The organism is Bacillus sp. KNSH39 (genome assembly GCF_052656585.1).
In genome coordinates, this window is the sequence record NZ_JBQXYO010000001.1 from 4,840,259 (window position 1) to 4,852,351 (window position 12,093).

The 12,093-nt window shown below is 34.1% G+C and carries 18 protein-coding genes and 1 pseudogene; 14 read left to right on the forward strand and 5 right to left on the reverse strand.

All coding sequences use genetic code 11. From position 1 onward, the window contains the following. The first annotated feature begins 200 nt into the window (after positions 1-200). Positions 201-749 (forward strand): PRK06770 family protein, encoded by a 549-nt coding sequence (locus ACUL40_RS24805; protein ID WP_445422719.1) that lies wholly within the window; start codon positions 201-203, stop codon positions 747-749. Positions 750-841: 92 nt separating this feature from the next. On the opposite strand, the gene ACUL40_RS24810 is transcribed toward ACUL40_RS24805, so the two are convergent. Next, positions 842-976, reverse strand: a complete 135-nt coding sequence (locus ACUL40_RS24810; protein ID WP_445422718.1) for a hypothetical protein — start codon at positions 974-976, stop codon at positions 842-844. Positions 977-1,190: 214 nt separating this feature from the next. Here ACUL40_RS24810 and ACUL40_RS24815 point away from each other — a divergent pair, with 214 nt between their 5' ends. The 6 genes and pseudogenes from ACUL40_RS24815 to ACUL40_RS24840 all read left to right on the forward strand — a co-directional run bounded on the left by ACUL40_RS24815 (position 1,191) and on the right by ACUL40_RS24840 (position 3,619). Next, complete coding sequence (locus tag ACUL40_RS24815) at positions 1,191-1,298, forward strand: YjcZ family sporulation protein (protein ID WP_000540375.1); 108 nt, start codon at positions 1,191-1,193, stop codon at positions 1,296-1,298. Positions 1,299-1,430: 132 nt separating this feature from the next. Beyond that, positions 1,431-1,976: a GNAT family N-acetyltransferase gene (locus ACUL40_RS24820; protein WP_063220113.1), complete on the forward strand. Its 546-nt coding sequence runs from the start codon at positions 1,431-1,433 to the stop codon at positions 1,974-1,976. Positions 1,977-2,119: 143 nt separating this feature from the next. After that, positions 2,120-2,404 carry a hypothetical protein gene (locus ACUL40_RS24825; protein ID WP_135811472.1) on the forward strand — a complete coding sequence of 95 codons (285 nt, stop codon included), beginning with the start codon at positions 2,120-2,122 and terminating at the stop codon, positions 2,402-2,404. A 46-nt stretch (positions 2,405-2,450) separates the two neighbouring features. Continuing rightward, complete coding sequence (locus ACUL40_RS24830; protein ID WP_000351757.1) at positions 2,451-2,774, forward strand: hypothetical protein; 324 nt, start codon at positions 2,451-2,453, stop codon at positions 2,772-2,774. A gap of 277 nt (positions 2,775-3,051) precedes the next feature. Then, positions 3,052-3,249 (forward strand): annotated as a pseudogene (locus tag ACUL40_RS24835) (GNAT family N-acetyltransferase); the annotation flags it as partial. Beyond that, the gene (locus ACUL40_RS24840) at positions 3,233-3,619 is read left to right on the forward strand and encodes a hypothetical protein (protein ID WP_445422717.1); all 387 of its coding nucleotides are present in this window, start codon (positions 3,233-3,235) and stop codon (positions 3,617-3,619) included. The pseudogene ACUL40_RS24835 and the gene ACUL40_RS24840, both read left to right, overlap by 17 nt. Positions 3,620-3,698: 79 nt before the next feature. Here ACUL40_RS24840 and ACUL40_RS24845 read toward each other — a convergent pair whose 3' ends face one another. Both ACUL40_RS24845 and ACUL40_RS24850 read right to left on the reverse strand, forming a co-directional pair. Further along, positions 3,699-5,081, reverse strand: a complete 1,383-nt coding sequence (locus ACUL40_RS24845; protein ID WP_445422716.1) for an alpha/beta fold hydrolase — start codon at positions 5,079-5,081, stop codon at positions 3,699-3,701. 799 nt (positions 5,082-5,880) lie between these two features. After that, complete coding sequence (locus tag ACUL40_RS24850; RefSeq protein ID WP_000540377.1) at positions 5,881-6,006, reverse strand: YjcZ family sporulation protein; 126 nt, start codon at positions 6,004-6,006, stop codon at positions 5,881-5,883. Positions 6,007-6,203: 197 nt separating this feature from the next. Here ACUL40_RS24850 and ACUL40_RS24855 point away from each other — a divergent pair, with 197 nt between their 5' ends. Further along, on the forward strand, positions 6,204-6,461 hold the full coding sequence (locus tag ACUL40_RS24855; RefSeq protein WP_000013694.1) for a hypothetical protein: 258 nt from the start codon (positions 6,204-6,206) through the stop codon (positions 6,459-6,461). Positions 6,462-6,564: 103 nt separating this feature from the next. Here the strand turns inward: ACUL40_RS24855 and ACUL40_RS24860 are convergent, their stop codons facing one another. Next, positions 6,565-7,104 (reverse strand): DUF4352 domain-containing protein, encoded by a 540-nt coding sequence (locus ACUL40_RS24860; RefSeq protein WP_089170528.1) that lies wholly within the window; start codon positions 7,102-7,104, stop codon positions 6,565-6,567. 419 nt (positions 7,105-7,523) lie between these two features. Here ACUL40_RS24860 and ACUL40_RS24865 point away from each other — a divergent pair, with 419 nt between their 5' ends. Then, positions 7,524-8,108 (forward strand): CGNR zinc finger domain-containing protein, encoded by a 585-nt coding sequence (locus ACUL40_RS24865; protein WP_001158435.1) that lies wholly within the window; start codon positions 7,524-7,526, stop codon positions 8,106-8,108. A gap of 116 nt (positions 8,109-8,224) precedes the next feature. Further along, positions 8,225-8,779 (forward strand): HPP family protein, encoded by a 555-nt coding sequence (locus ACUL40_RS24870; RefSeq protein WP_000368844.1) that lies wholly within the window; start codon positions 8,225-8,227, stop codon positions 8,777-8,779. Between the two features lie 178 nt (positions 8,780-8,957). Here the strand turns inward: ACUL40_RS24870 and ACUL40_RS24875 are convergent, their stop codons facing one another. Beyond that, positions 8,958-9,224, reverse strand: coding sequence for a YmzC family protein (locus ACUL40_RS24875; RefSeq protein ID WP_000400965.1), 267 nt, complete (start codon positions 9,222-9,224; stop codon positions 8,958-8,960). Between the two features lie 440 nt (positions 9,225-9,664). On the opposite strand from ACUL40_RS24875, the gene ACUL40_RS24880 reads away from it, so the two are divergent. The 4 genes from ACUL40_RS24880 (at position 9,665) to ACUL40_RS24895 (ending at position 12,061) form a co-directional block, all read left to right on the forward strand. Next, on the forward strand, positions 9,665-10,123 hold the full coding sequence (locus ACUL40_RS24880; RefSeq protein WP_000198939.1) for a MarR family winged helix-turn-helix transcriptional regulator: 459 nt from the start codon (positions 9,665-9,667) through the stop codon (positions 10,121-10,123). A 43-nt stretch (positions 10,124-10,166) separates the two neighbouring features. Then, positions 10,167-10,700 carry a CDP-diacylglycerol--serine O-phosphatidyltransferase gene (gene pssA, locus ACUL40_RS24885; protein ID WP_033695667.1) on the forward strand — a complete coding sequence of 178 codons (534 nt, stop codon included), beginning with the start codon at positions 10,167-10,169 and terminating at the stop codon, positions 10,698-10,700. Between the two features lie 39 nt (positions 10,701-10,739). Continuing rightward, positions 10,740-11,111 (forward strand): ATP synthase subunit I, encoded by a 372-nt coding sequence (locus ACUL40_RS24890; protein WP_000620610.1) that lies wholly within the window; start codon positions 10,740-10,742, stop codon positions 11,109-11,111. Between the two features lie 314 nt (positions 11,112-11,425). Further along, the gene (locus ACUL40_RS24895) at positions 11,426-12,061 is read left to right on the forward strand and encodes a VanZ family protein (RefSeq protein WP_000556719.1); all 636 of its coding nucleotides are present in this window, start codon (positions 11,426-11,428) and stop codon (positions 12,059-12,061) included. Positions 12,062-12,093: the final 32 nt, after the last annotated feature.

Genomic DNA, 12,093 nt, shown 5'->3' on the forward strand with positions numbered 1-12,093 from the left:
AATAACTAATAGTTCACCAGATGATTTAGTGACATCGTATATAGATTCTGTTATGAGAATAGTCATGATTATGAAGTTATTATATTTATATTAAAAGATTTATCCTTTTTTGTAGTAAAAATTAGAGACTCTTCAATAAAAAGGAATTAAATATGATATTCTTTAGTTAATGTATGTAAACGAAGACAGGGGAAATGAAGATGGACAAGAAGCTAAAGTATTGGCTAGCATCTATTATAGGGGCAGTAGTACTTGCAACTGGAATGTTACAGTTTGCTGAAGTCCCGCTTGGAAGTGAGGACCATGTTTTTGCAGAGGTTAATAAAGAAGACATACTATCGAATGAAGCAGAAGTGAAAGGTTCAAATGCACAACTTCACATTACAGTAACTTCTACTGAAGAAGAAGTGATTTCAGCTATGCATAGCATGACTCATCAAAAAGTAAAAGCGTGTGAAGGAAAGGGAGCAACCCCTATGTCCAAAAAGAATGCAGAGAAAGTAAGAAACATTCTAAACGGAAACAATTTCAAGAATAAAGAAGAGCTATTAGCAATTACTGAAAGATGGGCAAATAGAGATTTTAGTAAAATTTTAGAAGAACATAACTATTTTATTAAACTTCAAGGTGGCAAGATAGGTGAAGCTACAGTAATGGATAAGGTAGACGAGCAAGTATTCTGTTTCAATACTTTCGGTGATGATGTAACGGCCGCATTATTTAAATCAGGAGATCTTCAAGCGCTGTAAGGTGTTTTTTCTTTGATATAAAGAAAGCCTCAAGTATTCATATACTTGAGGCTTTTCCAATGGAAAGATAGGAATGATCCGAATTCCTTACATTAAGAACAAAGTGGAATTACTCCTAAACCAATTAATAAAGCTGCAGCAACTGCTGGAATTGGTACAGGAATTTGAATGCCTTCTACAAATAAGAAATACTGACCATTTACTATTTTAAAACAAACTACTTGCATGGCTATTCCTCCCTTCTTTTAGAATTAATACATTATATTAATTAATCTATTTATTGATATAGTTAAATTATTCATTTTTAAAAATATAGTTAATATGTGAATAGTTTTCGAAAGGACCTGCTCAATCAATGCGGAAAAACATAAGATGAAACGAATCCATTAAAATACATGAGTGAACCTTAGTTTTCCCCTCTTATCTAAAGGAGGAACTATTATGGGTTATGGTGGTAGTTGTGGCGGTTGTGGCTTCTCGGGAGGCTTTGCTTTATTAGTTGTGTTATTCATTTTATTAATCATCGTTGGAGCTTCTTGCTTCTGCTAAAAACTATTGTAAAAGACACTCATATGGAGTGTCTTTTCTTTCGTGCAAAATGTTTCCTGATATTATCCAACTGTATATAGTATACGGTATACTTTTTCCTCATTAGACATATAAAAAGGTTGGAGGGATGTTATGAAACTAGTAGGGAAGCACATTTATATTCGGCTTTATAAAACTGATGATGCTAACGAGTTAGCTAACTTACATATTAGAAATCGCGAATTTTTTCAGCGAGTTTGTCCATTGCTCCCAGAAGTTTTTTATACAGAAGAACATCAAAAAATACGTCTTGAACAAGCGTTAAAAAAGACAGCTGAAGGGCAAGTATATCCTTTTGGAATCTTTTTAAGAGAAAATGATAAACTTATCGGAGACATTTCATTAACTCAAATTGTTAGGGGAGACCTCCAAAGTTGTTATACGGGTTTTACTTTGGATAAGGAGCATAATACAAAGGGCTATACAACAGAGGCTCTTCAACTTGTTGTAGATTTTGCTTTTAGGGAATTAAAGCTACATAGAATTGAAGCAGGAGCGATGCTTGATAATATAGCATCTATTCGTGTATTAGAAAAAGTGGGGTTTAAAAAAGAAGGTATAGCGAAAGAAAATATAAGGATTAATGGCAAATGGACAGATCATCAAATATTAGCTATTATCAACAGTTTGGATGTGTAAGCTTATTTTGATTCCAATAACGATAATTATGTAAAGGGCTGTCTATATCGACAGCTTATTATATTTTTTGCTTAGCGTGATTTTTTCGGAATGCTGGCGGCGTCATTGATGGACGTAAGTACTCTGAACATGCACTTGAAAGAATGGCACCTGATACAGTTCAAGTTCGAGCGGAGCTTACAAAACGAGCACGTGAGCGAGCTGAAAGAAAAGGGTATACATTCGGATCAGATAAATACATGGAAGAATTAAAAAAAGTTGATCCTCGAGGAATGACTCCAAATGTAGTTGAAGATATTATAAAAACGGGCACTCGCAAACCAGGAGACAATCCTGGTACTTGGAAATACGTTAGAGACGAAGGCTACGTAGTTATAAATGATAAAGGTGACGTTATCACAGTTGTTCCCGCAAAGAAAAAAGAATAGAATGAATAGCATAGTAAGTAATCTATGACAAAAAGGTTGAGGAATATTGGATATTAAACATGATAAGTATGAGTTACTAGAAATTTTCGAAAGCGAACCAGAAGATTACTATATTCCAGGTGCAGGTGCGTATCGATATAGTAAAATTGATAAACTTGGATTTGAACTGGTTATGAATATGTTCTATTATGATGCAACAGTTGAATTAATAATGCTATACGAAGACAAACGTATCATAGAAACCAAGATGGAATCAGTGAAAGAAATATATACTCGTAATGATTCACTATACATTCTAGGTACAGAAGAAAAGAAAAAAATCGAAGTAAAATTCAAACCACATTTTACAGTTACAATAAATGAGTTTTAAAAACTCGAAATTAATGATCGTAAATATTCTGCGTATGCTTTAGAAAGAATGGCTCCGGATACAATACAAGTTCGAGCTGAATTAGAGGCACATGCAAAAGTAGAGGGCTTGTACGTAGTACACAGAAATTTAAAGAATTTGTTAATCCTAGAGGTATCACAACTTCTGTAGTAGATTTTCTGTGCCTTTCCATCGTGGATACCACTACAAAGTAAGAGCCTTGTTTCATTATATTTGTTCATACAGTTTTCCTTGTAGTCTTCTGTTTTCATCCTTCAATCGCTTATTCTTTATCAATTTTTCGAACAGGTTGCTCCCAAAAGTTTTTTATACAAAATAACATCAAAAAATACGTCTTGAACAAGCGTTAAAAAAGACAACTGAAGGGCAAGTATACCCTTTTGGAATCTTTTTAAGAGAAAATGATAAAATGAAGGTAATATTAGGGAATTGTGAGGATGATTACGTTGCTTACTTTGATAAAATTTGTAGTTAGTTATGCTGCAAGTCTATTTGCTTTTATTTTTGGATGGTTCTTAATTTCATATATTTTTAATCCTAGCTTTATTCACCCAGACGTTTTACAGGGGTTCATAAAAACTATCGTCACTTATGGTAGTATACCAGCTCTCATAGCTTGTTTACTTGGGGAAGTTTTATATAGGAAAATTAAACGATGTCGAGAGTTTCAATTTGGAATTCCTTTATTTATAGGACTAGCAGTTATCTATACACTTATACCATTTCTTTTTCTTTTTAATTTTTCTTTTTCATATTTCTTTGACTTCGTTGCACCTGTTATTATGGGTTCCTTAGCTTTTTATGTAGTGCGTAGAAAAATATAATTATAATAGATATGTCTAAATCACCAGTTTCAAAAAGCCTTCACGCAATAATGATTGCATGAAGGCTTTTGATGTTTTCTTATTTTTTTGTCTCGTTAACCCATGTAATAATGTCCTGGATGACGTATTCGGGAACGTTAGCAGGGATTTCATATTCACTAGGAAGACTTAATTCCCCGTCACCCTCCGTGAAGAAATGATTCAATTTCGGGTATTTTTTGAACTGAACATTCCTGCGGTTTGCAAGCCCTTCTTGCCATTTTGTATATTCATTTTTTACTGTTACTTGATAATCGCGTGCTCCTTGCAGAATGAGTAAAGGCTCTTTTCGTGATTTTGCCTCTTCAACTGGACGCCACCTAGAAACATCATACATAAAATGAGGTGACCCAAAATTGTAGCCAGCTGGAGGATGATCAGGATTGAAAGTAGGATCCTGAATAAAAGCAGCCTGTCTTTTTAGTTCATCGATTTCTTCCTGTGGTTTCCCAAGGTATTGATACTGATCAATGGCAATGTCAGTCAAAGGGCGTGCAGGTGGTGCGAGTAAGATACTTCCTCGAACAAGTGAGGAAGGCGCTTTGCTCAGTATACGCGGCATTGTGCCAGCTCCTTGGCTATGTCCGAGAATGAAAATATTATTTGGATCAATGCCTTCCTGCTGCGCTGCTGACTTTGCTGCATATATGGCATCATCTGTAGTATCACGGTCTAATGTAACAGGTTCTGCACTCATCTTTAATGCATGTTCTAAGGTACGTTTTTCATAGCGCAACACTGCAATTCCGTTGGATGAAAGGCCCACCGCAAGGTCTCGTAAGATTTTTGTTCCCAAATAGGTAGCATCGCGATCATGGATGCCAGCACCATGCACAAGAACAACGACGGGTACCTTTTCACCACGCTGATGCTTCGGAACTGTTAATGTCGCTGGTAACGGATAGGTAGAATTTCCAATGACGATTTCACGTTCTCGATAGGAGTCAGGTTGATCATAGCTAGGATGTGGGATGGTATAAGATTCTTCGGGTGGCCTTTCTCCAATTTCATCCACTTTCCCGCCAGGTGTGAATTTAAGGAGTAGCGGTATGGTAGTTCCTTCGGTAGCTGCTGGAATTTCTACCGTCTGATGGACCAAGTTTCGTTCTTTTATCACGGGGGTTCCCATGCTTTTTATCCCGCTCCAGCCACTTTGTGTCCACCAGTTTTGTAATGTGGTTGCTGTAAACTTGGATTGAAAAGCAGTAGACGTCAACTGTAGTGCCTCTGCATACTTACCTTGCTGGAGATATTCAAAAAATAATGATGTACGCTCCGTTAAAGAGATTAGTTTCTTTTCAGCAGATTGTTCCTCGCGTGTATCTGCGTGAATAGTTGTTGTAAGCGGGAAAGATGAAACGCCTAAAGAAAAGAGTAGGGTAAAGGTAAGTACTGATCTTTGTATTTTCTTTTTTTTATTCATGTTTTAACCTCCAATATGTGATGGTACAAAACAGGTATGGTAATTAGAATTCTGGTGCGAAAACTTCAAAATATTTGCAAGCAATCTCCAAAACTTGGACATACTCATATTATTATTCTAAAAAAACGTAGCTTTCTTCTCTTGTCACATGCATATTAATCCCAGAAATAATCTTTCTTCCTTCACTTTATATTTTGATTATACGAAACAAAGCTCTCGTTTTTCTTACTTGATACTTACAAATTCCTTAAGTAGGGGATATTTTAAAAATGAATTTGTGGCGGTACTCCTATGTTAAGAGATAGCTTAAGGACCGAGGATTATATTGTTTTTATAAAGGGTTGATGTTATGTTTGTTTTGTAACATATGGTGTTTTATGCATGTAGGAGGATTTATTGAAGAAATTATTAATATTGTTTTTATTAGCTACATTTTGTCTACAGATTACAGGATGTTCTAATAATATGGGTACACTAAGGGAGAAGTCTAAAACTTCAACAACTGTGAAGTCTAAACGCATCAATAAAGGGTGGTACAAACATATGTAATAGTTTGTATCACCCTTTGTTGATGATAGAAGTCATAAAGAAAAGACACCCTAAGGTGCCTTCCTTCGACTTGAACCATCTTAATTTTAATAATATATTGGACTCCCATCCAACTATTATTTTACCATGTTAAATTGTTTTATTCATTGAGAAATATGCTTTAAATCTATATTTTTAAAAAATATATAGATTTGAACAATATGTATACGAGCCACATATCAAAAAAAGACACTCTCAAGAGTGCCTCTCCTTAGCAGCCGAATCCGCCGCCCCAACAGCTAGCGCCAACGATGATTAATAAGATGAAGAGCACAACAAGTAAGGCAAATCCGCCGCCGAAACCACAGCCTCCACCACAACTACCTCCATAGCCCATATTAACTCCTCCTTCCATAAAGACCATTTATTAATGGATTTAATTTAATTTATGTTTTTAAGGGTGAATGGAGCAGGTCCTTAAAAAAATAAAAGGATTTTGGAAGTTAAAAAGAGTTGACGATCTTATTTTTGTCACCGGAATTTTGTCTTCTACATATTGTATTTTATTCTGTGTATTGGGGGAAGGAGGATCTTATGGCTAATTCTGAGATGATTTTACGTTTACTTACGGATTTAAAGATTGAACAACAATTGTTGAAAGAACAGTTAGAGAAAATGCAAACAGCTGTGACTATTCTTGAAGAAAAGTCAGTGACGCTTAAAGAAAAACCAGCGACTCTTAAAGAAAAAACAATGACTCCTGAAGAAAAACCATCTGTTACAAAGCAAAGAGCTTTTTCTGGACGCCCAACATCTTTTCGTGATTGGAGAGCATCTAGTCAAAAAAATTAGGGAATGTTATGTGAAATGATAAATAAAAAAGTACAGTCTGCTGTAGAAAAGACTGTACTTTTTTATGTCAGTAGAGAATGTTAAGGGAGACGCATTTATTGGCCTATTCCACTTTTAATTGGAGTTCTTTATCTAACTTATCATTATTAATTTTTAAAGTTAATCCTTGCGTGTTTTTCGGTACATCAAATACAATGTTTCCTTCCGAACTTTCATTAGGATTAACAATATTAAATTTGAATGTGGAGATATTTGCAGCTTTAAGTACTGACTGATATTCATTGGAAATGTGATATTCTCTTCCAAATCCATCAATTAATTTAAAGTTGTTAATATCTAGTGTAATGGGTTCTTCTTTACGATTATAAACGGCGATGTCTAATACTTTAAAGACACCTTGTGCTTTAACTTCTCCAGTCCCTAGAACATCTAATGACTCGGCAGATCCCATTGACATGTATACATCAGAGGAATCTACATTGGTAGGAAGTTCTTTTTGCGGATCCTTGCTGCTAAGTTTGTCATTCTCTGTTTTTTTAGAAGTCGCCTGCTCATTTTTCGCAGGCGTATCATGTGAACTGCAAGCCGATGCTCCAAACAAGAATGTGCTACATAATAATGATGCTAATAACTTTTTGTTCATCGTTTGTTTCTTCCTTCCAAAATAGAAGCACTTTTAATGAGTGCTATATATATTTGTCTTTATATGTATTACATTTTATATCTTATTATATTGATTTTGGAAGGAAAAGGGAAAGATTTGTGCGTTTCTCTGATTCGAATTATTTATCTGTCTAAAAGTTGAAATTAAAATGAGCCCCATAAATGATAAATCATTCCACTAACAAAAAACACTAATCCTAAAAATAAAACAATTAAAGCAAGCACTCCATTTTTATTATGTTCCATAAAATTAGCTCCTTTTTCATTTACTTACATACCAAAAGCCTTTAGTCGTAATTATGGCTAAAGGCCTTAATCTTCATACTTTGTAGTTTATAAAAAAGTTGTACTTCTGTATTAATTTGGAATATGATTATTTAAAGAGAAGGTGATGAGTACATGCAGGAAACAAAACAATTCCCGCTTATATCGGGAAATCTCTCATTAGATTTAGTAAATACAGAGTTAGTTAGGCGTGGACAACGTTATGATTTATTAATAACAGATGAAGATGTATTAGAATGGCTACATGTAATAAAGGTTAATCTTCCTTTTTGGAATGAAAAAACACTTATAGGAATTCAGAAGCGAATGGATCAAGTTACATCTAGCATATTAGAGGTAAGAGAAGTATTGAGAAAACAGTTTGAGGCAATTGCTGATCAGCAAGAAATTTCTAATGATTTTATTACGTATTTAGAAAAACAAATTGAGAAGGCACCATTTACATATAAAATCATTGAACAGCAACTAGTATCTATCCCAGTTGGAGAAATCGAGGATGTACTCGCATCGTTAATTGCATTTGACGCTTTAACGTTAATAGCAGAAAATAAGCTTATTTCCCTTAAAAGGTGTTCAAATCCTGACTGTGTTTTATTATTTATAGATAAGAGTGGAAAACGAAAATGGTGCTCTATGAAAATATGTGGGAACCGGAAAAAGGTAGCAAAATTTCAGGATCGAAAATTTGAGGAAGTTTAGAGAATCAACTTATAACAGTTGATTCTTTTTTTGTATTTTAAAACTAACCCCTTAAATTAATATTTACAGGTTAGTTATGTCGGGTTATAATTGTTGGTAAATAAAGGAGGAGAACGATGGATAATATAACAGCAACTAAGCAGAAAGATCCTCAACCAATAAGTGTACGATATTTTACAAAAATGAAAGGGAAAGGAAGAAGCCCATTACAAGTAAATGTAAAGGACTCTTTAACGGGACTACTAGGGGGATTTTTAACAATTCTTACCTTAACATATTTAACGAGCATAACCTCTACAGAATTATTAATGGCTCCATTTGGTGCGAGTTGTGTATTAGCGTTTGGAGTTTGGAATGCGCCATTATCTCAGCCGCGTAATATTATTGGAGGACATTTGATTTCAACTTTCATTGGTCTATCAATATATCATTTGTTTGGGAATGAATATTGGACAATTGCTTTAGCGGTGGGGATGGCAATAGCCGTTATGATGTTAACGAGAACGACGCACCCTCCGGCAGGCGCCGATCCGATTATCGTAATTTTAGGGGCAAATAGTTGGAGTTATTTAGTAACACCAGTTTTAATTGGCTCCGTTGTTATTGTAGTTATTGCTTTATTCATTAATAATATGAGTAGTAAAAGAAGTTATCCAACTTTTTGGATGTAGTTTGTGAAGGGAAAAATAATTTAATTGAGTATTCTATTCTTACTATGTTTTATTTTTTATATAGTAAAAGCCTTAGTCGTAATTGTAGCTAATGGCTTGGGTCCTCATACTTTGTAGTTCATAAAGAAAAGACACTTTAAAGTGTCTTCTACAGATTTGAATTATTTAATTCATGTAATTAATATTCGTTAGCATAAAACTCTTTTATTAATTTTATTTCATTTGTATCTGGATTAAACTTAAATATTTTAATTTGATTCGATTCGTCTTTGTATGCAAATGTATTCTCACCAACTTGGGTCATATTGCTGGTGTTTAAAATAGGATCGCTACCGTGATCAGTAATTTCCACAGTTTTCTCACGATCCCAGAATGCAATGACAATAATCAAAATGATAAGACATACCCGTATAAAACGTAATTCTCTTGCAACAGGATGTTCCATCTGTTTGTCTCCTTTACTGTTTGATAGAGTCTGTTTATAAAAGAGATGATTCCTAGGAATATAAATAAAAAAGACACCGTAAAGTGTCTTTTTTATTTTAGTTATGCGCATTACTTAATAAGACGCTAGTTCCTCAGTCTGGCTATGAGTAACTATGTAGGGTAATTCCATTATAACATTTTAACCAGTAATGGGTCTATATGGAATTTAATTGATTTTCTTTTTGATTATTCAGAACGATTAATCGGGTATTTGGATGAAGGAAGCGGTGAGGAAGAAGGGACTTAACTTGTTTTAGAAGAGTGTCTTCTTTTTTGTATCATTGTGAGTAAAGTGTAGAGTTATATTTCCCTTTACACGAACATAACGGTATAATATAGTTAAGTTAAGTGAACTTAACTATTAAACAAAACGAAATAAAAGCATGGAGGAATAACGCTATGACTAGAACGTATAAAGAAGTAATTAATGAAATGAACCGAGCTTATAATGAATTCTACATTTTACTATTCCAGGAGTTAAAAGATGAATTCGGTCTTACAGGACAGCAAGAGAGCATGCTATTTCATATTAATTTAAATGAAAACACGACAGCAAATCACATTGCGACTACTTTTAATATATCAAAAAGTGCCGTTAGTCAAGTTTTATCTAAATTGGAGAAACAGAAGATGATTTCAAAACAAGTAAACCCTAATAATAAACGGGAGTATTTTCTTACACTTGGTCCAAACGGTAGTAAGTATATAGAGCGGTTGTCGGAGTTAGATGATGTATTAATTGAGAAATATTTTTCTAAAATCGATATAAACGCCCTAGAGCAAATGACAGATACGTTAACGAAAATAAATAAAGTCATATTGGAAGAAAAACAGAAAGATCTTGATTGTAATGAGTAAGAACGTAGATGAAGCAATTAGTAGAAAGGAGGAGAAGTGTATTATGAGTTTCATACCAAATATGATTACGATAGCAAATTTTGTATGTGGGCTTTTAGCTATTTACGCTGTTTTCGTTCACGATATTTATTTGGGAGCAGTTTTTATTATTACAGGTATGTTGTTTGACTTTTTAGATGGTATGGTCGCTCGGAAACTTGATTCTGTTTCGGAAATTGGTGGAGAGTTAGACTCATTTGCGGATTTAGTTACTTTTGGTGTGGCACCGTCTATTCTTGCATATAGTGCCTCGTTAAAAGATTTGCAGTCTATCGGGATGATATGCGCGCTTGCTTACAGTATTTGCGGCATGCTTCGGCTTGCAAGATTTAACACACAGCAAAGCAAACTCCCGACCTTTATCGGCATGCCAATCCCATTCGCGGCAATGTGTCTCCTCATTTTATGTTTTTTAAAGAATCCAGTTTCCGTGGCGTTTGGTACATGTGTACTCGCTTATTTAATGGTAAGCAAAATCAAATTCCCTCATTTTAAAAAAGATATAGCTGAAAGCTTGAAGCCTGGAAGATTGGATTGATGATACGGGATTACAATGAGAAAGATAAAGGAGTATAACATGATTCGTATGGCATTAAGATCATTCAACATACAAATGTATTGTTTGCTAGGCGTAATGTTATTGGGATGGCTTGTGACACCTTTTTCAGCCCAGTTCGTAGGGATAAGCATTGGCCTTTTAGTAAGTATGTACTGCGCCTGGATTTTAGGAAGGCGTATTGAAAAGTTCGGAGATAGCATTGTAAAAAAAGAAAAAGCACCGATGCTTGGAATGATAAATCGGTTCGCAGCCGCAATACTCGGCGCGATTATTATGTATGAAATTGAACACCATGAATTCATGTGGACATTCGCTGCTGGAATTATGAGTGGGTATTTCTTGGTTATTATTAATTTGGGGTATTACAGTATGAGGGATGAGAAGGGATAAAGTGAAACCTAAGTTTAAGCATACTGTTGCCTAACAACGAATAGCGGATTAGTAATTAGAGTAATAATAAAATCTAACATAAAATTTAAGAAAAATTTTATATTTCCCCCACTTTTTATTTTAAAAGTTTTTTCTATCCTATAAACAAGTTACATCAAGGAGGAGACTGAAAATGAATAAGTGGGGATTTTTTTATTTTTAATATATTCCCTATATTCGAAGACAAAGTAGAAGATTAAACATATGAACAAAGTACTGGTTCTTAAACTATATTCTAAAATAATAGATGAAAATGTAAAGTTAGGGGATTCCACATGCATACAGAAGTTTTGATGAGTTATTTGTATACTTATTTTTTTACAATTATGTTTTGTATTTTATTTCAAATTGGATTTTATTTTAAAGCGAAAAGAAACATATCTATTCGGCATTTTCTATGGGTATATGTTTTTCTGTTCTACCTTTCGTTAGTGTATAAGGTGACGCAGATTGCAACTGTATGGGATATAAGTAGATATGAAACGTGGATTCGTGTAAGTCAAATCAACTTGACTCTATTTGATACGGCAGGTAGTACTACGTATCTTTTGAACATCGTACTGTTTATGCCGTTCGGTTTTTTATTACCGATGATTTGGCCGTATTTTAGAAAAATAAAAAACACGGTATGTGCAGGATTCTTTTTTTCATTGGCAATTGAGTTAAATCAATTGTTAAATAATAGAATTACAGATATTGATGATTTATTTACGAACACCCTCGGGGCGATTATTGGGTATTTATTATATAGAGCTTTAAAAATGATATTTAAAAGAGAGGGGGAAAAGCTTGATACCAGCTCTTCTCTAGTTATAAAATACGAGGCTATTTTTTGTTTAGTATGTTCATTTGTAGGAGCGATGTTAATTTATCATCCAGCTTTATTTGGAAGACCTGTCATCATTCAGTGAGGCAATTACGAATTTCTTGTTAATGCCCGTAC

Excerpts from the sequence above, each read along its gene's own strand:
- ACUL40_RS24865 (WP_001158435.1), top strand. The coding sequence starts at position 7,524 with ATGCAGGAAACAAAACAATTCCCGCTTATATCGGGAAATCTCTCATTA.
- ACUL40_RS24880 (WP_000198939.1), top strand. The coding sequence starts at position 9,665 with ATGACTAGAACGTATAAAGAAGTAATTAATGAAATGAACCGAGCTTAT.
- ACUL40_RS24820 (WP_063220113.1), top strand. The coding sequence starts at position 1,431 with ATGAAACTAGTAGGGAAGCACATTTATATTCGGCTTTATAAAACTGAT.
- pssA (WP_033695667.1), top strand. The coding sequence starts at position 10,167 with ATGAGTTTCATACCAAATATGATTACGATAGCAAATTTTGTATGTGGG.
- ACUL40_RS24875 (WP_000400965.1), bottom strand. The coding sequence starts at position 9,224 with ATGGAACATCCTGTTGCAAGAGAATTACGTTTTATACGGGTATGTCTT.
- ACUL40_RS24825 (WP_135811472.1), top strand. The coding sequence starts at position 2,120 with ATGGCACCTGATACAGTTCAAGTTCGAGCGGAGCTTACAAAACGAGCA.
- ACUL40_RS24890 (WP_000620610.1), top strand. The coding sequence starts at position 10,740 with ATGATTCGTATGGCATTAAGATCATTCAACATACAAATGTATTGTTTG.
- ACUL40_RS24805 (WP_445422719.1), top strand. The coding sequence starts at position 201 with ATGGACAAGAAGCTAAAGTATTGGCTAGCATCTATTATAGGGGCAGTA.
- ACUL40_RS24840 (WP_445422717.1), top strand. The coding sequence starts at position 3,233 with ATGATTACGTTGCTTACTTTGATAAAATTTGTAGTTAGTTATGCTGCA.
- ACUL40_RS24850 (WP_000540377.1), bottom strand. The coding sequence starts at position 6,006 with ATGGGCTATGGAGGTAGTTGTGGTGGAGGCTGTGGTTTCGGCGGCGGA.
- ACUL40_RS24845 (WP_445422716.1), bottom strand. The coding sequence starts at position 5,081 with ATGAATAAAAAAAAGAAAATACAAAGATCAGTACTTACCTTTACCCTA.
- ACUL40_RS24860 (WP_089170528.1), bottom strand. The coding sequence starts at position 7,104 with ATGAACAAAAAGTTATTAGCATCATTATTATGTAGCACATTCTTGTTT.
- ACUL40_RS24895 (WP_000556719.1), top strand. The coding sequence starts at position 11,426 with ATGCATACAGAAGTTTTGATGAGTTATTTGTATACTTATTTTTTTACA.
- ACUL40_RS24815 (WP_000540375.1), top strand. The coding sequence starts at position 1,191 with ATGGGTTATGGTGGTAGTTGTGGCGGTTGTGGCTTCTCGGGAGGCTTT.
- ACUL40_RS24855 (WP_000013694.1), top strand. The coding sequence starts at position 6,204 with ATGGCTAATTCTGAGATGATTTTACGTTTACTTACGGATTTAAAGATT.
- ACUL40_RS24810 (WP_445422718.1), bottom strand. The coding sequence starts at position 976 with ATGCAAGTAGTTTGTTTTAAAATAGTAAATGGTCAGTATTTCTTATTT.
- ACUL40_RS24870 (WP_000368844.1), top strand. The coding sequence starts at position 8,225 with ATGGATAATATAACAGCAACTAAGCAGAAAGATCCTCAACCAATAAGT.